Genomic DNA, 26,040 nt, shown 5'->3' on the forward strand with positions numbered 1-26,040 from the left:
CTAGTGTTTCAATTTTAACTTGCTTAATTTTGGTATTAAGAATTCAGATAGACTTAAAAGAATGAAGATTGTAACAAATGACATCATGGCACAATAATACATAGTTGGAATCGAATATGATGATGGTAGTGATAATTGAGCATACATACGAGTAGTTAGTGTTTGACCAAAAAGTAGAAGGCTAATGTGTTTTGAATTATTTAGTCCACTAGTAAGAATAAAGAGTGTTGTTTCTGAAAATATTTTAGCCAACATTAAGATGCATATATTCAATAGTGCAGGCCAAATCTTGACTAATTTTATTTTAAACAATATGGCACTTTCACTTAAACCAAGTGCAGCTGCACTGGTAACAACAACTTGATCAACTGACTCAAGTGCATCTTTGATTCACTTACAACTAAAAGCAAAGAGCATAATACTCATTGTTAAGGATCCGGCTAAGAGCGAATTACTTGCTTTACCACCAAGAGCAAGTTGGCATATTTCTAAAAATAATAATGAACCAAAGACACCATATAGTAGTGCAGGCATTGATGACATGATATTAATCGCATTTTCAAAAATCATTTTTGCTTTCTTGTTTTTTGAAAATTCAACAAAATAGACTGTTACAAAGAAAGCAAAAGGAAATGTTATTAATATTGTTACAAGTGCTATATAGAAAGTGTTAAACAGAGCCCTAAAATTACCTTTATTTGTTAGTGCATCTACTTTACCTTGTGCCAAATAATTTAGTGTTCTATAAGTTAGGTCAATAGTAAACCATGAATAAAATATAAGTGTAAAAGCAAGTGCTACAATTTCCCAAAACCACTGTTTTACAGTATATAAGGTATTAATGAGCTTATAGTTTTTTTGTTTCTTTAACAATAAATCCTTTACTTCTTGTCAACTTTTGAACTTACTTAATAAACTTGGTTTTTTGACCTTTAAATTAATAATTAGAATGATTAATACATTAATTAAACTTATTACAATAAGCAGAACAAAAGCCAAATTAAACATATAACTTCTAGTTGCTTCACCTCCATTTTCAGCAAAAAAGTTAACATTAATAAAAACTGAAAGAGGTCTTAGAGCAGAGTTGAAAAATGATTTAATTCCGTTGAAGTGATCAAGGTAATTATTGCTATTTAGTATATAAGAAAGTGCAGCTGATTCTCCTATAACTTTGGCAAAAGAGCCCAAATAAATTAATAATATTTTTCTATTTAGCGACTTCTTAATTAGTTGATAAATAACTTTGGACTCACTAAGACCAATTGCACTTCCGGATAAATAAAGTCCCAAATCCACTTTTTGAAATTGACCAATTATGCCACTAATCATTGTTGGAATACACATAAGAGTTAAAACCATTGTAGCACTAAATAAATTAGTTGCATTTTCCATATGTAAAATATGTTTATTCATTCAACTTAGTGGTATAAAACCAAAAAGTCCATATAACACCGAAGGTAGTGCACTTAGAAACATAAAGGTAAATTTGAGTGTTCTAAAAACTTTATAATTTTTATTTCGATAAGTAATTAAAATTGCAATTCTTAGTGCTACTGGACAAGCAATTAGAAGTGTTAGTGTACCCAAAATCAAACTTGTTAGAAGTGGAAAATATATACCGCCTCTAACACCAGCAATCTTGTAGTTAAAATAGAAAATTTTAGTCCCAAATTCTTTTCAACTCAATAATGATTTAAAGAAAATAAAGCCAACAAAGGCAATCAAAATGGCAAGAGCTAGAAAGCTCAAAATTAATGTAGAGTACTTTAAAGTTTTATTTTTATTACTTTTTAGTTTCTGCTGCATATTTCACCAATTAATTAAATATTAACAAAATAAGTTTAATTAAAATCAAATATGCAAAAAATTTATATAATAAAAATATGAAGAAGAAGTTAACTTTTTTTAGCTTAATGTTGCCAACAATACCGCTGGCAACATTAAGTGCATCTTCTTGTGCATATAATACACCTGTCTTGAGTTTTAAAGGTTCAAGCAATATGTTGCAATTTTTAATGGATATCTCAGATCATTTTGGCAATAAATTTGAAATGAACATTGTTGGCGGTGGCAGTGCAAATGGTTATAGTCAACTAATTCAAGGTCGAACCTATTTTGCTTCTATGAGTAAAGATCCACGATTTGGACTTAATAATGTTGATAAAGCGAAAGAAAAAAAAGAATACTTGGACAATAAACTTAAAACATTTTTAGTGGCAAAAGAAAGGCTTGCTTTTGTTCTTAAATTGCCAAGCAGTAGTCTTGATTTAAGTAGTGGCTCAATTGATATTAAGGATTTAAAAACCTACTTTAACAAGTCTAATTGGAAGAATATACTTGAAGCTTTTGGTGGTCAAAGACAACTTAACTTAGGTGATTTGACACATAATAGTGATCCAAACTTAACTAAAATTAATATTACTCCTTTTTATAAATCTGGTGGACTCAATTTTAGTGGTACAGCTGAAGCTTTTGTTAAGCAAAATCCTTTTAGCGACATTAAACCTTCTGAGAAGGCACAAAAATTTCTTCAAGATACAGTTGATGAACCTAAGTATGATGTTCATTTAGCAAATGAGTCAAGTAATGAATATTGAATTGCAATGAAAAGTCATGAGAGTGCTGCACTAGGTTTCCTTACACTTGATTTTGTTATGAAGAATCAGGCTGACTTTGAGAATGAAAATTGCTTAATTTTAAGTTATTATGATCCTAATGATAATAAGTATTATAGTCCGCTTGATTTTGATAATTTAAACAAATATATTTGAAACATTGGTCTATATTTAATAATGAGTCTTAAAGGTAATTATGATAGACAGCTTGAGTTTTTATATATGCTATTTAATCCTGAAACTAAAAATCGTGAAAAAATTAAAGAAATTTATCAAAAGAATGCATTAACATTACCAAGCGAAGATGAAATTATTGCTAATTTTAATATTGATAATATTAATAAATTTAAGTGGCCAGAAATCAAGGATAAAGTTAAGGCAGACAAAATAGATTAGCAAAGTGTGCTAATCGTTTTTTTCTTTGACTAAAAGTGCTATCAAACAGACTTATTGGTCAAAATTAAGCACATATACAAAAACCTATTTTGTCAAATTTATATATTTAATTTAAATTTAATATAAAATATTAAATATATTATTAAAAGCACACACTAAGAGGCTAAGTATGAAAAAAAGAAAAATAGACATAAGGGAAATTATTAAGGAATTTGACCTAAAGATATGTAATACTGAATGTGAGCCAATTTATCGTTACGTTCAAGAACCGGCAATTAAAAGATTAGGACTTGAACTTTCTGGTCAAACTGAAAATTCATATTACTCAAGAAATATTATTTGTTGAGGTACGAGTGAGTCAATCTTTTTTCTAAAAAAAGGTAAGGAAGAAGCACTAAACATACTCGATAGAGTGCTTAAAGTTCAACCACCATTAGTAATACTCTCAAAAGGTGTAAGTGAACTACCTAAAAAATGAATTTTGAAAATTTGTAACAAGTATAAAATTCCTGTTTTTGTCACAGAGTTTTCTTCAACTTCAAGAATTACTGCATCAATAGGAACCTATCTTAGTGAAAAATACTCAGAAGAAGTTCAAATTCATGGTTGCTTGGTTTTAATTGGCGGTGTTGGTGTTTTAATAGTTGGCCCAAGTGGTAGTGGTAAGTCAGAAGCAACACTTGAGTTGATTCAACGTGGCCACATATTTGTCAGTGATGATGCTGTGTTAGTTAAATTAGTAGGTAACACATATCATGGTAAAAGTCCTGCTATTACAAAAAACTTTTTGGAAGCTAGAGGTATTGGTTTAATTGACATTAAATATACATATGGTATTAAATCAGTAACTGACAATTGCGAAATTGATCTTGTGGTTGAATTAGTAAGTAACCGAACAGAAGAAGCAAAAGACTTAGATCGTTTAGGTTTGCTAAACTTAAAGTTTCCAATATTAGACTCAGCGTTGCCTAAGATCCAAATTCCAGTTAAGGATGGTTCTAGTGCAGCTAGTTTGATTGAAACAGCGGTAAGTACATTCTTAGCAAGAAAAGACGGTATTGATGTGCTAAAAGAAATTCAAGAGAGAGGAGAGAAAGATAATGAAGTATAAAAATACTTTATCACCAATTGCAGCCAATACAAGTGTGCCATTATTTAAAATTGGTAACTGGCCAATTCAAGTATATTCACTGACATTGATGCTTGGTATGATAGCTTCAATATTAACAATAGCTATTTTTTGAAGAAGAGAAAAGTATAAGTGAGAATACTTTTTAACTCTTGTTTTAATAACAGTACCTTCTGCTATTATTGGTGCACGGCTTTGAGATCTAGTTGAAGAAGCAATTTATAATCCAAATTATAATTGGTCAGGCTGATATAAAGTTTGAGAAGGTGGACTAAGTATCCAAGGTGGAGTTGTGCTTGCGTTTCTACTTGATATATTTTATGTTTATACAATTAGAGATAAAGTAGACATTCGCAAAGTTGCTTCAATTATTATTCCTAATATTTTAATTGGGCAAGTAATTGGTCGTTGAGGTAACTATGCTAACCATGAAGTTTATGGCAAAATAGACTACACAGGTGCTAGTGTTGAAATATGAGGTAGATCATTTGCTCAAAATATGTACATAAGTGACTCGCTGGGTGCACATTATAGATATCCGCTATTTTTATATGAGTCACTTGCAAACCTGGTAGGTTACATAATTTTAGTTTGAATTATTAATCAATTTGGCTTACTAAAACCTGGTTCAAGTGCTGCTCTTTACTTTATATGATATGGACTTGTGCGTTTAGCAATGGAACCACTGCGTCAACAACAATATCATATGTATACAGTTGCTGCAATTGTCTTTATTGGTGGTGGTATGATTGCATTTCTACTTTTTGAATTCTTCAATCCTACTCACTATATAAGAGCTTGAAGAAAAGGCAGATTCCAATATGCTTATGCTCATCCTGAAAAATATATTCAATGAATTGAAAAAACAAGAATTAAATTTAGAAATTCAAAACCTATAAGTGAATTGGGGCAATAATGGACAAAAAAGAAGTTAAACAATTTGATGTCTTAATTATAGGCTCTGGTCCAGCAGGTCTTAATGCTGCTCTCTATACATCTCGTGCTAATTTATCAGTGGCATTTATTGACAATGACATCTATGGTGGCAAAATTCAAAAAACAGCCAAGGTAGACAACTACCTAGGTATCGAGGATGTTAGTGGTTTTGATTTGGCTCAAAAGTTTTATCAACATGCCATTAAATATGGAGCCAAACACCTTTATGGTAAAGTAGTTAAAATCAACTCAATTAACCAAAATCTACAAGAAGCAATTTTAGAAAACGGTGACATAATTCAAGCCAAAAAACTAATTATCGCTTCTGGTATGGTTAATAGAAAACCATCTTCAGTTGTAAACTTTGATAAGTTTGCTCATCATATAAGTTATTGTGCTATTTGTGATGGTGCCATTTATAAGAATCGCAAGGTTGTTGTTCTTGGTGGCGGTAATAGTGCAGTTGAAGAAGGAACATTTTTAGCAAAATTGTGTTCTCAAGTAAGCATTATTACAAATCAAGCATCTTTTAGTGCTGAAAAAGAGCTAATTAGTGAACTAGAAGCACAAAAAAATGTTGATATTTATTACAACAGCGAACTTGTTGCACTTAATGGAGATGAAAGTCTTAGTTCAGTTACTATAAGCAACAAGTTAACTAACAAACAAACAAATATTGAAACTGATGGCTTTTTTGTCTTTATTGGTTTTATACCAAACCAAGATGCATTCAAACATCTTAAAATAACTACTAAGGATGGCTTTGTTAAAACCAATGAAGATATGGAAACAAAGGTCAAAGGCATTTATGCAATTGGCGACATTAGAGATAAAAAAGTAAGACAAATTATTACAGCAGCATCTGATGGAGCAATAGCTTCTAAGCATATTAGCGATATGCTTAAGGATTAGAAAGGATTAATTATGTTTAGAACATTAAAAGAAAAATATATAACATTAACAGTTATTTTCGCACTAACTTGTATATTAACAATTATTTCTGCAGCACTTTTAGCTGCTGGTAGATTTGAAACATATATAGAAGGCAATTTAGTTTTAATTGCAGGTGTAAATCTTGGTGTTTTAGTTGCGACAGTTATTTTTACAATGTTTACAACTGCAACTATTGTATTAACATTTATACTTTACAATTTGAAGATGGCAAAAAGAATCGAAGACTTCAAGCGTTTTAAGTATGCAAAATTAACACTTATATTTGTATTTGTTGCACTAATTCTATATTCAATAGCAACCACTTCTGCATTTTTATACTTTGTTTTAGGATTAGTTGTTAAGAATATGAAGAATGCAAATCTAAATCTTGTTTCAGTATTCTCAGATATTTTTTCAGTATTATTTTACCTAACAATTCTAGTTGGTTTAGGTTTAATAGTTACTTACTATGTACTATTTAATATTATCTACAAAAATATCTCAAGAGCTAGAAGAGAACAAGCAAAGAAGAATGAGTAAATATTTAAGTAAAAAAGTAAAAACAGCGTAAGTTGAATTTTACTTTTTCGTTTTTATTATCAATATATAAATTAAATAAATGGAGAACATGTCATGAACAACAAAAAAGAATTAGAAAGAAGAGAATTACACAAAACAATTTGAAATATGGCTGACCAATTGCGTGGTGCAATTGACGGTTGAGATTTCAAAAGTTATGTTTTAGGTTTCTTATTTTACAGATATATTTCTGAAGGTTTGACACAATATATTAATAAAGACCACCGTGATGCGTTAGAAGAAGTTAATTGTGCATCTTATGAAACAATGACAGATGAACAAGCAGAAGGTGCGAAGGAAACAATTATTAAGGCAAAAGGTTACTTTATTAGACCAAGTGAATTATTTATTAATGTTGCCAAAAATTGTGATTCACACAAAGAAGATTTAAATGAATTATTACAAAAAGCTTTTAATAATATTGAAGCATCGGCAATTGGTACATCAAGTGAAAAAGATATTAAAGGTTTATTTGCAGATATTAATTTAACAAACACTAAATTAGGCAATACGGTTATTGAAAAAAATGAAAGATTAATCAAAATAATTCAAAACATTAATTCAATGAATCTTGGTTCATTTGAAGATAATACAATTGATGCTTTTGGTGATGCATATGAATTTTTAATGGGTATGTACGCACAAAACGCAGGTAAGTCAGGTGGTGAATTTTTTACGCCTCAAGAAGTTAGTGAATTATTAGCTAAATTAACATTAATTGACTATTCAAAGGCTGAAAAACCATTTAAGAATAAAGTATTAAGAGTTTATGACCCTGCTTGTGGTTCAGGTTCATTGCTCTTAAAATTTGCAAAGGTTTTGGGTGCTGAAAATGTTGGTGGTTTTTATGGACAAGAAATCAACCATACAACATATAATTTAGCAAGAATTAATATGTTTTTACATAATGTTGGTTTTAATAAATTTGAAATTGCACTAGGTGACACATTAATCAAACCAGATCCTGGTCTTGATACAAGAAAACCTTTTGAAGCTATTGTATCTAATCCACCTTATTCAATTAAATGAGAAGGCGACAATAATCCTTTATTAATTAATGATGAGAGATTTGCTCCTGCCGGTGTATTGGCTCCAAAATCAAAAGCTGACTTTGCGTTCTTAATGCACTCATTACACTATCTAAAAGAAAATGGAACAGCAGCAATTGTTATATTCCCAGGCACTTTATATCGTAGTGGTGCTGAAGCGAAAATAAGAAAATATTTAGTTGAACAAAACTTTGTTGACTCAATTATTCAATTACCTGATGACTTGTTCTTTGGAACAAGTATTTCAACTTGTATTATTGTATTTAGAAAGAACAAAAACGACAACAACGTCTTATTTGTTAATGCTTCAGATCTTTTTGAAAGAAGTGGTATTAAAAATAAATTAACAGGGTCAAATATTGACAAAATTCTTACATACATTAAAGATAGAAAAGATTTTGAAGGTGTTACAAAATTAGCAACATACCAAGAAATTGTTGAAAACAATTATGATCTTTCAATCAATACATACATTAAGAAACAAGAAGTTAAGGAAAAGATAAACATTAAAGAACTTAATCAAAAAATTAAAGAAACAGTAAGCAGAATTGATGTTTTAAGAAAAGAAATTGATAAGATTGTTGAAGAAATTGAAGGAATGAATAATTAAAATGTCAGTCAATAATTTTTATTTAAAAGATGTTACATTGGTTAATAATTTTAAACAAATAGGAGCAGATGAATTGGAACAATTAAGGGTTGAATCGGGAGATGTAAAACTTTTACCTAGTTCAAAAAACTATGATTGATATTCAACAAAAAAAAAGGTTGGAAGCAATCTTTGTGAAGGTGAAGTTATTACACTCGGAAGAGCAAGATATGCAAATGTAAAATACTGAAAAGGTTCTTTTGTAAGTTCAAATAATATCATTGTATCATCAAAAGACGAGAGCAAACTATTAACGAAATTTCTTTATTATTTTTTAGTTGAGAAACTCCTTTGCTTTTATACAACAACTTCTACATATCCAAAATTTGATAAAAATATTTTTAATAGAACAAAAATAACAATTCCTCCTCTTGAAAAACAAAAAGAAATAGTTGACAAACTTGATAAGTTTGCTACACTAGAAGCGGAGCTGAAAGCGGAGTTGGAAGCAAGGGGGAAGCAATATAATCATTACCGAGACCAATTGTTAAATTGCACAACTTCAAATATATTTAAAAATGTTATTGAGAGTGAAAGAACAGTTCTAATAACAGATTTATTTAATTATGAACGTGGCAAAAGACTCATTAAGGCAAATAGAATTAAAGGTGATATTCCATTTGTAACGGCAGGACATTTAAATGATGGAATCACTGAATATATTTCAAATGAAGAAAAATATTTGAAAATTGTATAACTATTGATATGTTTGGTAACATTTTTTGAAGACCATATAAATTTATGTGTGATGACAATATAATTTGCCTAGGTTCAGATTTTTTAAATGAAAGCAATGCTCTCTATTTTGTTGAGAAAATCAAAATGACTATCAATAAGTTTGATTATTCAAAACAATATAGAATTAAACATCTTGAAAATCATAGAATTTCAGTTTCATTTATTAGAAATGAGTTAGACCATAAAGCAATAAATAAAGTTTCATTATTACTTAATATGATTTGAAAATACACAAACAATTTATATGCAGGTCTTCCAAATGAGATTGAGTTAAGGGCAAAACAATATGAATATTATCGCAATTTATTGTTAGCGCCAGCTAACCTGAGAGAGAGAGAGAGAGAGCACCTATTAGAAATCATATTTAATGAGTTTTCAAATTTGCTTGATATAGTTAAAAAGCCCAAGTACTACTTCACTAATACTCAAAAATTATGACAAATTGCAACTTTTGATAAAAAATTCAAAGATGTTGAAGACTATAAACAACCTGAGACATTAAAAATACATCATTTATTAGCTTCTAAAATGAAGAAATTTGAAGAAAAGAATGGAGATGTCTTATTATTATCAACAGGAAATTACATTTCATATACTAAAAGCGAAAAAGTAAAAGAATACCTAGTTGATGACGAAATTATTTCAATTCAAGGCGGTGGTTCTTGCAATACCACTTGTAATATAAAATATTACAAAGGAAAATTTATTACTGCTGACAATAGAATTTTTAAATCAAAAGACCAAAGCAGGGTTTTAACAAAATACATTTACTATTATTTGAAAAATATAGAGAATGAAGTAATAAACTTATATCAAGGTTCAGGTATTAAACACCCAAATATGAACAAATTTTTAAATCTTGATATTACATATCCGCCATTGGAAGAACAAAAAAGAATTGTTGAAATATTAGACAAATTCTCAACATATGCAGAAAGTAATGTTGAAGGTCTTTTAGCAGAAATTGAATTAAGAAGAAAACAATATGATTATTACAGAAATCTATTATTAGTATCTGGAATTTGTAATAAATAAAAATTAAAGGGAAATTATGAGAGAACTTAAATATTATAAAATTGGTGAAATATGTGATATTTCAAGAGGCAAAACATATACAAAGCAATATATTGCTAATCACTCCGGAAAATACCCACTTTATTCCTCACAAACCATAAATAATGGAGTTCTTGGTTACATTAGTTCTTATGACTTTGATGGCGAATATGTTACATGAACAACTGATGGAGTTTATGCAGGAACAATATTTTATAGAGATAAAAAATTCTCATTAACTACTCACTGTGGCTTATTATCAATAAAGGATAAGAATATAATTTCTCCTAAATTTTTATCATATATATTAAGTATTAATTCAAAAAAGTATGTTAATTATGCATCCTCTAATCCCAATTTGACAAGTAATGTTATGGCTGAAATATCAATACCTGTTCCTCCTCTTGAAAAACAAAAAGAAATAGTTGACAAACTTGATAAGTTTGTTACACTAGAAGCGGAGCTGAAAGCGGAGTTGGAAGCAAGGGGGAAGCAATATAATCATTACCGAGATCAATTGTTAAATTGAACAACTCCAAATATATTTAAAAATGTTATTGAGAGTGAAAGAACAGTTCTAATAACAGATTTATTTAATTATGAACGTGGCAAAAGACTCATTAAGGCAAATAGAATTAAAGGTGATATTCCATTTGTAACGGCAGGACATTTAAATGATGGAATCTCTGAATATATTTCAAATGAAGAAAAAATATTTGAAAATTGTATAACTATTGATATGTTTGGTAACATTTTTTGAAGACCATATAAATTTATGTGTGATGACAATATAATTTGCCTAGGTTCAGATTTTTTAAATGAAAGCAATGCTCTCTATTTTGTTGAGAAAATCAAAATGACTATCAATAAGTTTGATTATTCAAAACAATATAGAATTAAACATCTTGAAAATCATAGAATTTCAGTTTCATTTATTAGAAATGAGTTAGACCATAAAGCAATAAATAATGTTTCATTATTACTTAACACGATTTGAAAATACACAAACAATTTATATGCAGGTCTTCCAAATGAGATTGAATTAAGGGCAAAACAATATGAATATTATCGCAATTTATTGTTAGCGCCAGCTAACCTGAGAGAGAGAGAGAGAGAGAGAGCACCTATTAGAAATCATATTTAATGAGTTTTCAAATTTGCTTGATATAGTTGAAAAGCCCAAGTACTACTTCACTAATACTCAAAAATTATGACAAATTGCAACTTTTGATAAAAAATTCAAGGATGTTGAAAGGTATAAACAACTTGAAACATTAAAAATACATCATTTCTTAGCTTCTGAATTAGAAAAATTTGAAGATAAAGACGGTGATGTTTTATTGTTATCTACCGGAAATTATATTTCATATACTAAGAGCGAAAAAGTAAAAGAATATCTAGTTGATGATGAAATTGTTTCAATTCAAGGTGGTGGTTCTTGTGATACAACATGCAACATCAAATATTACAAAGGTAAGTTTATCACTGCCGACAATAGAATTTTTAAATCAAAAGACCAAAGCAGGGTTTTAACAAAATACATTTACTATTATTTAAAAAATATAGAGGATGAGGTAATAAACTTATACCAAGGATCAGGCATTAAACACCCAAATATGAATAAATTTTTAAATCTTGACATTACATACCCACCGTTGGATGAACAAAAAAGAATTGTTGAAATATTAGACAAATTTTCAACTTATGCAGAAAGCAATGTTGAAGGTCTTTTAGTAGAGATTGAATTAAGAAGCAAACAATTTAACTATTACAAGGATAAATTACTAGAGTTTAATTAAAAAAAGAAGAGGAGAATAATTATGGAAAAGCTTCAACTAGTTATGGCTCACGATGATTGAACTGTTGTTGATGAATATAAGCCAAAGGGTGAAATTCGTACTGAAATACAATCTGAGGAAGAATTAGAAAACGAATTAATTAACAAGTTGGTCGGTAATGGTTATCAAAGAGTTTTTATTCACTCTCCTAATGAACTCCTTTCAAATTTAAAAGAACAAATTGAAAAACTAAATGAGTATAAATTTTCAAATGACGAGTGAAAGAGATTTCTTTGTGAATATTTAATAAATGAAAAAGACACCGTTGCTGATAAGACAAGAAAAATACAAGAAGATTACATTTATTCATTGCAAAGAGACAATGGAACAGTAAAGAATATAAAAATTATTGATAAGCAAAATATTAACAATAATTTTCTTCAAGTAATAAATCAATATACTCCAAAAGATTCAAATTATAAAAATAGGTATGATGTTACTATTTTAGTTAATGGTCTTCCATTAGTTCATATTGAATTAAAGAGAAGAGGTAGAAAACTTAGTGAGGCTTTTTATCAAATTGAGAGATATAAGAATGAATCATTTTGAAGTGATAATGGTTTATATAATTATGCTCAAATCTTTGTTATAAGTAATGGGACACAGACAAAATATTATTCAAATAATACGAGAGAACAAATTCACAAAGATAATAAAGAATCTAAAAAAACAGTAAAAGTTATTAACAAAAATGCATTTAAGTTTGCAATGGATTGAACCACATCAAAAAATGAACATATTGAGCAATTATTAGATTTTGCAGACACATTTTTATCAAAAAGAACCTTGTTAAGGATTCTTACTAAATATTGTGTATTTACTGTTGACAAAGAACTTTTTGTAATGAGGCCTTATCAAATTGTCGCTACTGAAAGAATAATTAACAAAATAAATTATGGACTTCAAAACAACATAAAGGACAGAAAAGAAGTTTCTGGTTATATATGGCACTCAACAGGTTCAGGAAAAACACTAACTAGTTTCAAAACCTCGCAATTAGCAAAAGAGTTAAATGGCATTGATAAGGTATTATTTATTGTTGATAGAAATGATTTGGATTACCAAACATTAAAAGAATATGAAAAATTTCAATCCGGCTCAATAGCATCAACAGTTAACACAAGTGATTTGGCTAATAAACTTAAATCAGATGATTTAAAAAACAAAATTGTTATTACAACCATTCAAAAAATGAGCATAATGATTAACAAATTTAAAGCACATGAAGTTTATGGCAAAAAGGTTGTTTTAATTTTTGACGAGTGTCATAGATCACAAGCCGGTGAAATGCACAGAAAAATTGTGCAAAAGTTTAAGAATTATTTTCTCTTTGGATTTACAGGAACTCCAATATGGACTGAAAGGCCTTTTAGTGCACACAAAACAACAGAATCACTATTTGGTGCAGAGTTACATAGGTACACAATGTTTGATGCTATAAAAGATAAGAATGTTTTGCCATTCAAAGTTTCAAATGCGGATACTATAAAATTAAAAAATGATGATAAACTAGAACAAATAAAAACCGATGCTAAGAGAGTAGATGAAGAAGAAGTTTTGAATAGTCCTGAAAGAATAGAAAAAAATGTTACCTACATTCTTAATAACTATTCAACATTAACAAGAAAAAACAAAACCCATTCAATGAAAGTTATTTCTAATGTTGATGAATTAAGTAAGCAAAAGAAAAGTGACATTATGTCAAAAGGATTAATTAAAGCTAAGAGAAAAATTTTGACAAAAAGTGGTTTCAATGCGATGTTTGCAACATCAAACATTGATGCAGCTATTAAATATTATGATGAGTTTAAAAAGCAATTGTGTCAACCAAAAGGAAATAAATCTCACAATTATAATAATGATAATTTTAAGATTGCTATGATTTATAGCTATACTCCAAATTCACCCGAGTTTATTTCAAAGGTTAGTGAAAAACAATTAACTCAATATGAAACATTTGATGTAGATAATACATCAACAATTGGTCTAGATGAAACCCAAAGAGAATCATTAGAAAGAGCAATTGCTGACTATAACAATTATTTTAACACTAGTTATGATTCAAGAGATAGCTTTTATAATTACTACAAAGATGTAAGTATGAGAGTTAAGAATATGGAAATTGACTTACTAATTGTTGTTAATATGTTTTTAACAGGTTTTGATGCACCAACACTTAACACGATATTTTTAGATAAATTTTTATTTAAACACAATTTGATTCAAGCGTTTTCAAGAACTAACAGAGTATTTAATAACAATAAGCCGTATGGCGTAGTTGTAACATTTAGAAACATTAATGATGTCATTTCAGAAGCAGTTAGAATGTTTTCAGGTTCAGTTGAAAATCCTAATATTTTGATTAAGACATTTAATGAATACTATGAAGATGGTTTTAGAGAAAATGGTAAGGAATACATGAGTTATAAAACATTAGTTTTAAACTTTATTGAAAAATACAAAAGCGATTTATCATGTGAATCATTTTTTACGACTATTAATGAAAAGAAACAATATATTAGATTGTATAATGAAATTTTAAAGCGTAAAAATCTCTTAAAAGCTTTTGATGAATTCCAGGATGAAAAAACAAGAATTATTAGTGATTATCAATATCAAGAATATAGTGGTATATACAATAAATTAAAAGATGAAATTACTGAATACACAAGAACAGATAGAATATCAATTATTGATGATGTTGAGTTTGAAACTGATTTAATTAAGGTTGAAGCAATTGACATTGAATATATACTTAACAAGGTTTATGAATGATCACAAAACCAAGATACAAAAAAGAATAAAACTGATAATAGTACACAAGAAAAAATGGAAATTAATCAGCAAAAATTATTCGATAATCTAAAGAAAGATCTTTTGGTTCATGTCAATGCATCTCCATTTTTAAGAAAGAAAAGTGAATTAATTATTAAGTTTTTGGAAAAAATTAATGCAGGAGATTCATACTACACAATTGTAGATTCATTTTATGAACTAGGAAACCAAGCTGTACTTTCAAAAATCAAGGAAATTGCTAAGAAATTTGATTCAAAAGAAGAGGATTTAATTGATTTTATGAAAAAATCATTTGAAAGAAATGAAATATCAAATGAAGGTGTTGAATTTACTAAATTATTGCAAACAAAGGGACTTTTTTCAAAACCTAATGATGTTCTTAAAAAATCTAACGAACTGTTTGAAAATTTGAAAGAAATTTATTTAGAGTATGACGAATTCCAAAATGACTTTACATCATTAACTAAAAAGAAATAAAAGGCGAGAAATAAAGTAAAGCATTTCATTAAATCTAAATGTTTCCTAATTTAGTTAAAATTTGTTTGATTATGATAAATTTTACTAGAATCTAAATAATAGACTTTCCAGATAAGCCTATAAAATAGGTGTTTTTGAAAAGTCTATTTTTAAACTGTCAAAATTAGCAAAAGTATGGCGAACTAAAAAATGTATTTAGTCTTGCTGTTTCATAAATAATCTAAATAGGATAAATATCCATTGATTTTGCATTTTGAGTATCGCAAACCTACTAAACTTAACAATTTGAACTAAATCCCCAAAAGTTGAACTAAAAGCTTATCAACTTCATATCTATCAACCTGTATTGTTCTTTATTTTGAGAAAAAAAGTATAATTCATTTAATTAATAGTTAAGAGTAATTTACCTTAAACTATTATAAAAAAAAGAAAGGTTTTAATTTATAAATTAATAAAAACGATATTATGAAAAAAAGAAAAATAATTCTTTCTTTAAGTGCTATTCCTGTTTTAACACTTTGTGCTACTTCAATTTCAACTAGTTGTGGTGAAAAACCAAAGAATAAACCATCAATTGAAAATCTTAAAAAATTGGAAAATGAAGTTAAAAGAATTGAACAAATGAAAATTTTTGATAATCTACTTGAAACAAATGAAACAGACCCATCAAAAATTGAATTAAATAAAAAATTTGCATCTTCCCAAGATGTTAATGAATTTAAACAAGCATTAGCAAAAGCTAAATCAGTAGCATCTGAAGATGAGGCTGAAAGTGAGTTGTTAAAACTTAGACAAGCATTGGATAAATTTTTATCATCAATAAAAACAGGTTCAAAATCATCAACAATCACTCCACCAAACCCAACCCCTATACCAAATCCCAATCCAAATCCTATTGTTCCAAGTGTAACTGATTGAAAGGAAGTTCAAGAAACTATTGATGGAATTACATACAGTAAGTTTAGCAAATTAGGGACTATATTAGGTTTATCTTCTACTAAAACAGTTAGAGAAAACATTGAATTATTAAAAGATACAACAAAAGATAATGATATTATTTCAAGCATTAGTGCTGTTGCATACAATGAGTATGAAGGTAAAATTACTGTTTCAGTAAAGATTACATCAAGAGGCAATGAATTAGGAACACATGAAATAGAAATGTCAGGGTTCAAGTCGTTTGATTTACCAAAAGAACAAAAGGCAACAAGTGTTAAGGTTGACCTTAAAAAACTAATTAAGGAAAAGAAAAAACTTGAACAAATTAGCGACAATGATTTAGAAAATTACATTCAAAAATTTGAAGTTCTAGGAACAAAAAGTGCAACGCTTGATATTCAAAAACTTATTGTTGAATACAAGGATTATTTCAATTCAAAATCATATTCATTAGTTGGAAATAATAAAGATGAATTAAACTTTAGTGGAGAATTCCAATACAAGAAACTTGCAAAGGGTTTATCTGTGGAAACTGTTAAAGTAAAAATTGAATTTTTAAAAGCAAAAATCGACAATTCAACATACACTAAACAAGACATTTTAGATTATATTATTTCAACAGCAAGAGTTGAAGAAAACAATTCTGCAATAACAGATGCTTTTGCTTCATCATATTTAGAAAAATTTAGAAGCCTAAAAAGTATTGCTTTGACTTTAATCAAACATGATGACGAAGACTATTTTAATGATCAAAACCTTAAAATTCAAACAGAAAATGAAAACATTGAAACAGATGATAATGATGGCACAATGAAGATTAACTATCAATTATCAGTTGAAGATGCAAGCAATCAAAAAGTTGTTTCTAAGGAATACAAGGAAATTACTGTTAAAGGTTTCAAAAAGATTGATGATAAGTATTTATCAAAGAAGATTGCTATTGTAGTTTCTGTTGATACAACCGGTTCAAAAAAACTAAAAGATGAAGTTAGGAGTGCTTATAATTCAGGAAAATTTGAACTTGATGAAAATTGAATTAAAAATAAAATAGGTAATTCATCTCATATTTTCGTAAGAAGAGAGAATAGTGGAGTTAATGAAATTTTAAAATATATTAAACACACATATTTTAATTTGTTAGGTAATGGAACCGATTTTACAAATTCAATAATAAACAAGGCTATTAATTTTGATGACAGAAATAAAACGCAAAATCAATTTGAGGTAGAAACAATTGCTGTTAATTTTAAAAAGATTGAAATACCTCAAAATGTATCAGGGAATAGAGTTTCATTTAAAATTTCTTATGAAGTCATTGTTTCATCAACAGACAAAAACAAATTAGATGTTAAATTTAGTGCAGTAACAAATAGTTTCTTTGTTATCAACTAGGAAAATTTATAATAATAAAAAGTGAAGTTTTTTGGTAATGTACTTCACTTTTTTAATTTCATTATTCATCATCTTCAGAATTATTTTCGTCAAATAATTTGAAATCAAAATCAGTCTTAATCTTTTTGATTTCGCCAACTTTTTTCATAATAAACAAGCTAATTTCATTGCTTTTATCTAGAAAATCATCAAAACTTTTAACTGCTTGTTTATATGTTTGTTTTAAATCTTTTTCATAATCTTCTAATTCTTTTTTGATTTTGCTTAAACTACTATCGTTTCCAATTTTTGAAATCAAATCTTCAATTAGTTTTATTTCTTCATTATAGTACTTTTCAATAATGATATTTCATACTTTATCATATTCTCTCTTTAGAGTATCGTATATGGTTTGCAGTTGTTCTTTTGTTTGTGTTTTGTCTTCTATTTTTTTGCTACTTTCATTGACTAATTTATCTAAATTTTGTACAGATTCACTATCAAGTCAAGTAATAGCTTTCAATGCTTTTACTACTTTGTGAAGCGATTCAATTTGTTCAATAATTTCTGTTGTTTTATTCTCTTGCTTATTTTCATCTTTATTTACATTTGGTTGATTGGTTGCCTTAGGCTTCTGATTATTGTCATTTGCTTTTGTAGTTTGTGAATTCTTGTTATTTTGTTTGTTAGTGTTTGTTTTACTGTTTATATCTTTGTTTTCGGTTGCCTTTGGAGTTTGCAAGTTTTTATTTTCTTGTCTGTTAGTTTTGTTTTGATTTTCATTTGCCTTATTTGTTGTTTTAGGTTTCTGTTCATTACCATTTACTTTTGGAGTTTGTGAGTTCTTGTTATCTTGCTTGTTAGTGTTTGTTTTACTGTTTATATCTTTGTTTTCACTTGCTTTTGGAGTCTGCAAGTTTTTATTTTCTTGTTTGTTAGTTTTACTTTGATTTTCATTTGCCTTATTTGTTGTATCAGGCTTTTTTACTTTATTGTTAGATTCTGCTTGAGAATTATTTTTGTTGTTTGAATCACTTTTATTCGCTGAATCTTGTGATTGAGTTTTTTTAGTGTCAACATTTTGTTGTTTTTCATTACTTTTGCAACTTATTGATACAAATGGAATGGCTCCAGCAATCACGGTTGAAAAAGCGAAAAAATTTAGCTTTAATAATTTTTTAGTCATTATTATCCCCTTACTTATTTTTTAAAAGTATTTAATATTATAAGTATCCACATTTAAACCACTAGAAAAAAGTAAATATTATTTAAAAATCTTGTTAATTATTGTAAAAATGTAACACAAAGGCAACAAATTAAAATAGCGTAAAAACAAATATATATAAAATATCACAATTGTCCAAAAGACCTTTTTTATAGCACTTTTCGACAAATGCAAGCAACGTAAATCAGAGCCATAAGGTTGTACAAAAACCAACATCTCACTTCAATCTTGCTAAAGTCTTAACTACCAAAATGCATATTTTATAATGTTATTTAAAAACTTATTGTGCTTGATGTTTATGTTTGAAAAACAAAATTAGGACTCAAATTAATCAATACACTTTCCACTTACTGATACAAAATAACAAACACCACATTATAGACAACTAATTTCCCTTGCATAACATATTTAAAAACCACAATATTATCATTATTCAAAGCACCTTTTGCAAGCAAACCTTATCTTTAATTCAATTTTGATTTATGGAAAAATTACCAACTTTAAGCTTAAAGAAACTAAAAAACACTTAAAAGTACTCTTTTTGTTACAAATTAACAAGTGCCTTATTTTTAATAAATTAAAAATATTAAAATATTTTATGGAACTATTATTAATTAGTTCCATAAACGTATATACGCGAAAGGAATGATTATGCTCAAAAACATGACGCGTAATAAGTGAATAATTTTTTCACTTTGAATGGTATGTGTTCTGTTTATGATTGCAGCAATTATTTTAGCTTCTGTTAAAAATAGTTTTCCTACTTTAACAACAACTGGTGCTATCTATGTTGCAATTGTAGCTTTCTTATTCTTTATATCTCTTGTTGGTGCTATCATTGGCACAACAATTATTAGTATTATCGAAAAAAAAGAACTTCAATGCCAAAAAGGAGGTAAGTAATGTCTACTACTAAGTCAAAAGTTAAAGACTCAACAAGACCTTCTTTTGGAAAAAGATTGCTAGAAAGACTCGGTCGAATCGGTCGTGTATTAATGTTCCCAATTGCAGTTTTACCAATAGCTGCTATATTATTAAGAATTGGTGCTGACTTGCCTACTATTTCACAAGCCACAGCACTACAATATAATATTTCGTATTCAACAGCACAATTCATTAATTTTGTGGCCCAAATGATTACTGCTGGTGGATCAGTTGTCTTTGACAACTTACCAATATTATTTGCTGTTGGTATTGGTTTTGGTTTTTCAAAAGACAATCGTGGTGAAGCAGCTTTTGCTGCTCTTATTGGTATGTTATTACTTATGCTTCTTATGAATAAAGGTGCATATGTTGATAAAATCTATGATTCATTTACTTTCAAAAATGCTGAATTTAATGCCCAAGGTCAAAAAATAGGAGCATTTATTTTAGGAGCAAAACCAGGTGAAACTTTTGTTTATGCCACAGGTTTTGCTGGTATATTTGGAAGCAAATATAATGCAATTTTATCTGGTAACGTACTTAATGGTATTATTGTAGGATTTATAGTTGCTGCAATTTATAACCATACAAATAGTGTTCAATTACCTAAGGTATTAGGTTTCTTCTCAGGTAGAAGACTTATTCCTGCATTAGCAATTCTTACAACACTAATTTGAGGTATTGCTTATGCATTAATTTTTCCATGAGTAGGTTACTTAATCTACTTAGTGTCTGTTGCCTTGACAAAAGGTGCTCAAAGTGGTCGTTGAGGTACAGCTGCCATTATGGGTATTTATGGTGTGCTAAATAGACTATTAATTCCTTTTGGCCTACACCACATTCCAAATAACTTGTTCTGATTCCAATTAGGTGAACACGTGACACCTGATGGTTCACTTGTATTTGGCGATATCTTTATTTTCCTAAGTGGTAAAGCAAAAGGAAACCACGCTGGAATCTTCCAAGCAGGTTTCTTCCCAGTTATGATGTTTGGACTTCCTGCTCTAGCATTTGCTTTCTATAAAACTGCAGATAATAAAGTTCAAAAACAACGTGTCTTAGCAATCTTTGGTGCAGCTGCTGTTGTTTCTATTCTATCAGGTATTACTGAACCTATTGAATTTGCATTTATGTTTGTTAGTCCACTACTTTATGGCTTCCACTGCTTATTAACAGGTATCTTTGCATTTATTACTGGTGCATTTGGTATTCAAATTGGTTTTGGTTTTTCAGCTGGACTAATGGACTACCTACTTTCAATTCCTAAATCACTTGAAATTATTAAAGCAAACAAGAGTGGTGCTGATGCAGTTATGGCAAATCCAGGTTGAATCTTAGTAATAGGTGCTGCCTGTGCTCTTAGTTACTACTTTGTAGCATACTTTACAATTAAAGGACTTAAGTTAGAAACTCCTGGTCGAGGTTCAAATCAACTACCAGATCCAAATGCATTAGCAGCAAATCAAAAAGTTAGTGATGCAGAAGTAAAAGTTGACGATAAGTTAGCAAACTTAAGTCCAAAAGCAAAAGCTATTGTTGAAGCCATAGGTGGTTATGAAAATATAACTTCATTTTCAAACTGTACAACAAGATTACGATATGAAGTTAGAGACGCTGATATTATTGATGAAGCAAAATTAAAACTTGCAGGATGCAGTGGCTTAATTAAATTAAGCAAGACATCAGTTCAAATTATCATTGGTGTTGAAGCTGAAAGTCTTAATGGCGAAATTGAATCAGGTAAAGGAGCTCAATAATGAAAAAGACTAAAATATTTCTTTCACTTGCTTCATTAAGCAGTGTTGGTTCGCTTGCTCTTTGTACAATTTCATGTAACCCATATGCCCAAAGACAATTGACTGATGAAGTAAGTCCATTGATTAACCTAAAACTTGATACAAAACTTAAAGTTAGTGACTTTTACAATCCAACAAAAAGCCAAGTTGAAGAATTGAAAGAAAACATTGCATTCTTTGATAGATCAAAAATTCAAGACAATATTGCAGTTAAAAAACCTATTGAATATTCAAATGATTATAAAATTGTAGACTTTGGCATTGAAAAAATGAAGTCAGTACAAACTGATGTTGTATTAATTCGTATTAGAGTCAAAAAAGGCAACATTACTTCTTCAACAATCTACAAAAAACTCAATGGATTTGCAGAAGATGAAAGCACAATTAAATATTCTGTTGAACTTTCAACACACTTTAGCGATAAACGATTTGACCTTGCACATTTATTAGCATATAGTCAAGACAAAGGTGAAGAATATCTTTCTACACAAGGTATTGGCGCAAGTGATGAAGAGAAAGAAAAACTTGAAAAATTTAAACAACTAGTTGAAACTGCTAAAGCAAAAGGTAATGATGTATTAAAGGCTCATGCTAATAAAATTTTAAAATTCTCAATTCCGTTTTCAAAATACTTTTTAGATAAGGTTGAAATTAAGAAACTTGAAGCAAACAGTAAAAAAATAAGTGTTACTTTTTCATATGATGTAAATGAAATCACATATGATGAAGCGACAAAAACACCAACAGTAAAAAAAGTTACTACTATGACAGACTTCTCAAGGGATTTTGAAATACCTGAAATCTAGATATCATTAATGATTAAATTAGGAATACCACAAGGTATTCCTTTTTGTCAAGACTAAAAGGTCGAATGCACTATTATGCATTCGACCTTTGAATTCAACTTCAAATATAATTACACATTTAATTAACGTGTTGTTTCAAAATTATGATAGGTATTAATACATAAAAAACTTTCTTATATGTCTTAATTTTAATTTTTGACTTAACTATTAAATAAATATGAAGAATTATAGATGTAATGTATCATAGTAAAAAATGAACAACTGGACAAATTATTAATAGATTTAAGGTCAGTCAAAATATATGACTAATATGAACCCTGATTAAAACAATTATAAAAATCACAATCATTAAAGTAACAACATATGAAGCAATTGATAATACATTAATAAAATTGTGCTTATCATTATAACGATTAACTTGTTCATCTATTGATTGTTTTTTAACTTTAACTATCTTAATATTTAAAAGCAATAAATCAAAAATTAAATATTTAATAATAAAAGTTATTGATAATACAGGTGCTACGAAATAACTTCCTTCTCACAAATGAAGGCTTTTTACCATTTCAATTGAAATAATATATAAAAAACTTATTATTCACAAGGTAGTTAACATAATAAAATTTGAAAGTCTTATACCTAAATTAAATTTAAAAGGTTCTTTTCCTAACTCAATTAGTTTAATATCAATTGCAAGAGTATTAAACTTTGATTTATGTACATTATCAATTTTTATATTTTTATAACTTTTAAAAAATGCGACTATGTAAATTAAGAAAATTAAAGGAATAATTCCGAGTATAGAAAGCCAGGCAACATTTTTTGAAATTAATATCAATTGGGGTAATTCAATTTTTTAGTATCGCTTATTATCAAATAAATAAAATTTATAATTGGAGAAATGACTAGTAAACTGATTAATAATGAAAATATTATAAAGAAGAAATTTCACTTTCTTTCTTTTCTTAATAATGATGTGAATTCCAAAACAAATTGAGCTCTTTAAATTCTAAAACAATTTGAACACTTTATGGTAATTTTTCATTAGATTATTTTATAAATAAAGACACAAAAAATAAGGCATCAAAAAGTTAATTTTATAATTTAGTGCCTTATTTTTTATATTTATAAATATCTGTATGAAAAAATCATTTAATACTAAACACAAAGATTCAACTGAATATGAATTAAATAAAAAAATTAATATTGAAAAAATTGTTTTCTATTTAAAAAGGGCTTTACTGCAAGAAGAATTCATTCTTTGATTGGAGATGGATCGAGTGGAATTTCTTATTCAACTATTAGAAGATACATTAAACAAATTAGAGTGTGTGAAAAGGAAAATGCAACACCAATTGTAATGTATTCACATGGAAATTTAAACAACAAAAATGCAGAAAAAGATTTTAACAATGAAATAGAAAAGGCAATTACAAATATGAAATTAAAGGACAAAGAATATTTTAAAGATAGGGATGAAAATAAGTTTTCTGTACCTTTTAATCATTTTTTAAAAATAAAGACGAAGATAAACTTAAAGAAAAAATGTGCCTCACAACATTCATAAATAAATGTAATATGACAGGCTATGTTAAACCTACACAACATAAGAAAACAAGGAGAAATGTTAGAAATTATTTAATTGTATTAACAAAAACAGAAGATAAAAATATAAACAAAAAACAGCCTTATATAAAGATTAAATCAATTGATAATATGGAAAATGTTAAAAGGTTACCAAGAACAATGAATTCAGTTAAATTTGAATTTGGTGAACAAGTGCAAGCAGATGTTTGTTATGAAGCGTGAATTAAAGAATTAGACAATTTTCATATATATACAATTGTAGAAACATCTTCCAAAATGTTGGTCTCAATATATGCTGAGAAAGAAGAAACAACAATAGGTTATATGAAACTTTTGAACTTCTTTATAGGGCTTTTGGGATTCCAATGTCTGTTAGAACAGATAAAAGAACGTGCTTTTCTTACAAAGGGAATGATACTGAATTAGCACGATAAATCATAAAAAAGGTACTGAAGTATCGTCTGCAAGTTACGGCGAATTTAAACCAGATGTGGAGCGAACAAACAGAACTTTACAACCTTGGTTAATAATTTTTTACGTGATAATAATATAAAAACTATTGATCAAATTAATGAAAATGCTCTCTTGATCATTAATAAATATAATGAACATTTCAATAAAAAATAGGTGATAAATTAAATTTCTTTATAAAACCAAAAGATGAAATGGATACAAAGTTATATTTATCAATTGATAGAAAATTCAACAATGGTGTTATTCAATTTCAAAATAAATTTTATATACCGGTTACAGATGATAACAAGTACAAAATTATACAAAACGGTGTGGAATTGAGGTTCGTTCATAATTCAAATAATGAGTATTTCTTCATTATCAACAATAAACTATTCAAAGCAAGAATATTACGTGATGATGAGTTAACTGAGTTTCAAAAATTTTGTAAAACATTTCATTTGTTCTATGATGACAAAAGATCAGAATGCTTATATCGGGCCACAAAAGCAAGTAAAGATTTTTTACCTTACCTACGAAAGTTAATTGATGACATTAGCAATACTTCTAATTGCTCAAATGAACTCCTTAAAGAAAATCTAAATATGGCAGAATTAATTTATAAATCATTAAGCGATAACTATAAATTATTGCTAGATTCAGTTGAAAAAACAGCCAGCAACTAACTAACTGTTTATAAAAAATAAGGCAATAATGGAGAATTTAATTCTCCATTTTTATTTTAAAAAATAATAGTTAATTCCAAAACAAAAGGAGAACTTATAGGAGCTCGTTTTGTTTTGGAATTAAACACAAAAAAGAGCTCAATTTGTTTTAAAACTTACAAGAAGAAATTTCACTTTCTTTCTTTTCTTAATAATGAAGATATAGATAATGAGTAGAGTAAATTATTTTTTAACAACTTTTCCATATTTTGCTCACTTGTATAATATTAATGGATTTTCATTAACGAAAAACAGCATATTCTCTATTCTGCTTTTTTTTATTTAAATTATACTATTTTAAATAATCTTCACATAAATAGAAATTTTGCCTAAACTCTTATCTCCTTTTCCTGTATTTGCCTCTTGTTTAAAAAAGCAATATCAATACTTTGTGTATTTTGTAAATCAACCATTTTTTGACTGCTTTTCACTTTGATTGAAATCGGTATAAAAACACTGTTCATTAAGTTCTTATTTTTATTAAAGAAATGAGCTTTTTCCTTTGAATTGCCGCTATATAAATCTCCAAGAATTCCATAAATTATGCATCTATAACCTTCATCATTTGCCTTTGTAACTAGCATAAGTTGAGAGTGATTATAAACTCCTTCAATGTCAAATTTTGGCTTTAATTTAAAATAATCAAAAGCAAAAGTAAGTGGTTTATTTTCATTAATTTGGCTTAAAATATCAACAAAAATTTCAATGGCTCTTAATTTTTTGTTAATCAAAAATTGTTTACATTTATTTATGTTGCTTGTAAGAGTTTGATAGTTTAGTTTACCGGTTTTAACATCTGTATAGAGTTTAAAATAGTTTGATTTATACTCTGTAAGCAAAGTTTTGTTATATTGCAAACCAATGGAGTGAAGTAGGAATTTTTGCGTTAAAATCAAGCGTAATTTGATATCAAATTGGTTTGTATTTGAAGCATTCTTTAAAATTGAGATACTCTTAAATTTGTAAAAGAGTTCAATATATTTTGTTAGTAATTGACTAAAATTTTCTTTGTTCATAAGTCTC

General features: G+C 28.0%; 22 protein-coding genes. 18 read left to right on the plus strand and 4 right to left on the minus strand.

The window, feature by feature from the left end; translation table 4 throughout:
* Window positions 1–1,809, minus strand: coding sequence for an ABC transporter permease subunit (locus NPA07_RS01195; protein WP_126118022.1), 1,809 nt, complete (start codon window positions 1,807–1,809; stop codon window positions 1–3).
* 77 nt (window positions 1,810–1,886) lie between these two features.
* On the opposite strand from NPA07_RS01195, the gene NPA07_RS01200 reads away from it, so the two are divergent.
* From NPA07_RS01200 to NPA07_RS01255, 12 genes are all read left to right on the plus strand, one after another.
* Window positions 1,887–3,014, plus strand: a complete 1,128-nt coding sequence (locus tag NPA07_RS01200) for a type 2 periplasmic-binding domain-containing protein (protein WP_126118021.1) — start codon at window positions 1,887–1,889, stop codon at window positions 3,012–3,014.
* A gap of 169 nt (window positions 3,015–3,183) precedes the next feature.
* Window positions 3,184–4,125, plus strand: a complete 942-nt coding sequence (hprK, locus tag NPA07_RS01205; protein WP_126118020.1) for an HPr(Ser) kinase/phosphatase — start codon at window positions 3,184–3,186, stop codon at window positions 4,123–4,125.
* The gene (gene lgt / locus NPA07_RS01210) at window positions 4,115–5,059 is read left to right on the plus strand and encodes a prolipoprotein diacylglyceryl transferase (RefSeq protein ID WP_126118019.1); all 945 of its coding nucleotides are present in this window, start codon (window positions 4,115–4,117) and stop codon (window positions 5,057–5,059) included. Before hprK ends, lgt begins: the two co-directional genes overlap by 11 nt.
* Window positions 5,059–5,991 (plus strand): NAD(P)/FAD-dependent oxidoreductase, encoded by a 933-nt coding sequence (locus tag NPA07_RS01215; RefSeq protein ID WP_126118018.1) that lies wholly within the window; start codon window positions 5,059–5,061, stop codon window positions 5,989–5,991. Before lgt ends, NPA07_RS01215 begins: the two co-directional genes overlap by 1 nt.
* Before the next feature lie 12 nt (window positions 5,992–6,003).
* Window positions 6,004–6,552 carry a hypothetical protein gene (locus tag NPA07_RS01220; protein WP_126118017.1) on the plus strand — a complete coding sequence of 183 codons (549 nt, stop codon included), beginning with the start codon at window positions 6,004–6,006 and terminating at the stop codon, window positions 6,550–6,552.
* A gap of 93 nt (window positions 6,553–6,645) precedes the next feature.
* On the plus strand, window positions 6,646–8,250 hold the full coding sequence (locus tag NPA07_RS01225; protein WP_126118016.1) for a type I restriction-modification system subunit M: 1,605 nt from the start codon (window positions 6,646–6,648) through the stop codon (window positions 8,248–8,250).
* A 1-nt stretch (window position 8,251) separates the two neighbouring features.
* Window positions 8,252–8,986, plus strand: coding sequence for a restriction endonuclease subunit S (locus NPA07_RS01230; protein ID WP_256553245.1), 735 nt, complete (start codon window positions 8,252–8,254; stop codon window positions 8,984–8,986).
* Window positions 8,987–8,994: 8 nt separating this feature from the next.
* Window positions 8,995–10,062, plus strand: coding sequence for a restriction endonuclease subunit S (locus tag NPA07_RS01235; RefSeq protein WP_256553246.1), 1,068 nt, complete (start codon window positions 8,995–8,997; stop codon window positions 10,060–10,062).
* A 16-nt stretch (window positions 10,063–10,078) separates the two neighbouring features.
* The gene (locus tag NPA07_RS01240) at window positions 10,079–11,224 is read left to right on the plus strand and encodes a restriction endonuclease subunit S (protein ID WP_256553247.1); all 1,146 of its coding nucleotides are present in this window, start codon (window positions 10,079–10,081) and stop codon (window positions 11,222–11,224) included.
* Between the two features lie 13 nt (window positions 11,225–11,237).
* Window positions 11,238–11,879 (plus strand): restriction endonuclease subunit S, encoded by a 642-nt coding sequence (locus tag NPA07_RS01245; protein WP_164535712.1) that lies wholly within the window; start codon window positions 11,238–11,240, stop codon window positions 11,877–11,879.
* 21 nt (window positions 11,880–11,900) lie between these two features.
* Window positions 11,901–15,191, plus strand: a complete 3,291-nt coding sequence (locus NPA07_RS01250) for a type I restriction endonuclease subunit R (protein WP_126118012.1) — start codon at window positions 11,901–11,903, stop codon at window positions 15,189–15,191.
* A gap of 465 nt (window positions 15,192–15,656) precedes the next feature.
* Complete coding sequence (locus NPA07_RS01255) at window positions 15,657–17,522, plus strand: hypothetical protein (RefSeq protein WP_126118011.1); 1,866 nt, start codon at window positions 15,657–15,659, stop codon at window positions 17,520–17,522.
* A gap of 61 nt (window positions 17,523–17,583) precedes the next feature.
* Here NPA07_RS01255 and NPA07_RS01260 read toward each other — a convergent pair whose 3' ends face one another.
* Window positions 17,584–18,687: a hypothetical protein gene (locus NPA07_RS01260; RefSeq protein ID WP_126118010.1), complete on the minus strand. Its 1,104-nt coding sequence runs from the start codon at window positions 18,685–18,687 to the stop codon at window positions 17,584–17,586.
* Window positions 18,688–19,443: 756 nt separating this feature from the next.
* Here NPA07_RS01260 and NPA07_RS01265 point away from each other — a divergent pair.
* From NPA07_RS01265 to NPA07_RS01275, 3 genes are read left to right on the plus strand one after another with little or no spacing between them, the layout of a single operon-like run.
* Window positions 19,444–19,629: a hypothetical protein gene (locus NPA07_RS01265; RefSeq protein ID WP_235659528.1), complete on the plus strand. Its 186-nt coding sequence runs from the start codon at window positions 19,444–19,446 to the stop codon at window positions 19,627–19,629.
* The gene (locus NPA07_RS01270) at window positions 19,629–21,407 is read left to right on the plus strand and encodes a PTS transporter subunit EIIC (protein WP_126118008.1); all 1,779 of its coding nucleotides are present in this window, start codon (window positions 19,629–19,631) and stop codon (window positions 21,405–21,407) included. The genes NPA07_RS01265 and NPA07_RS01270 overlap by 1 nt, the downstream gene beginning before the upstream one ends.
* Window positions 21,407–22,252 carry a hypothetical protein gene (locus tag NPA07_RS01275; RefSeq protein WP_126118007.1) on the plus strand — a complete coding sequence of 282 codons (846 nt, stop codon included), beginning with the start codon at window positions 21,407–21,409 and terminating at the stop codon, window positions 22,250–22,252. Before NPA07_RS01270 ends, NPA07_RS01275 begins: the two co-directional genes overlap by 1 nt.
* A 118-nt stretch (window positions 22,253–22,370) precedes the next feature.
* On the opposite strand, the gene NPA07_RS01280 is transcribed toward NPA07_RS01275, so the two are convergent.
* Entirely contained in the window at window positions 22,371–23,090 is a 720-nt protein-coding gene (locus tag NPA07_RS01280; RefSeq protein ID WP_256553248.1) for a hypothetical protein, read from the minus strand.
* A 423-nt stretch (window positions 23,091–23,513) separates the two neighbouring features.
* Here NPA07_RS01280 and NPA07_RS01285 point away from each other — a divergent pair, with 423 nt between their 5' ends.
* From NPA07_RS01285 to NPA07_RS01295, 3 genes are all read left to right on the plus strand, one after another.
* Window positions 23,514–23,819, plus strand: coding sequence for a hypothetical protein (locus NPA07_RS01285; protein ID WP_256553249.1), 306 nt, complete (start codon window positions 23,514–23,516; stop codon window positions 23,817–23,819).
* A gap of 11 nt (window positions 23,820–23,830) precedes the next feature.
* A complete protein-coding gene (locus NPA07_RS01290) occupies window positions 23,831–24,265 on the plus strand; it encodes a hypothetical protein (RefSeq protein WP_256553250.1) in 435 nt (144 codons plus the stop codon).
* A gap of 239 nt (window positions 24,266–24,504) precedes the next feature.
* Window positions 24,505–24,978, plus strand: a complete 474-nt coding sequence (locus NPA07_RS01295; RefSeq protein ID WP_256553141.1) for a hypothetical protein — start codon at window positions 24,505–24,507, stop codon at window positions 24,976–24,978.
* 368 nt (window positions 24,979–25,346) lie between these two features.
* Here the strand turns inward: NPA07_RS01295 and NPA07_RS01300 are convergent, their stop codons facing one another.
* Window positions 25,347–26,033, minus strand: a complete 687-nt coding sequence (locus NPA07_RS01300) for a hypothetical protein (protein ID WP_126118003.1) — start codon at window positions 26,031–26,033, stop codon at window positions 25,347–25,349.
* Window positions 26,034–26,040: the final 7 nt, after the last annotated feature.

The sequence above is a fragment of the Mycoplasmopsis caviae genome (assembly GCF_024498215.1).
GTDB classification, from domain to species: Bacteria; Bacillota_I; Bacilli_A; order Mycoplasmatales; family Metamycoplasmataceae; genus Mycoplasmopsis; species Mycoplasmopsis caviae.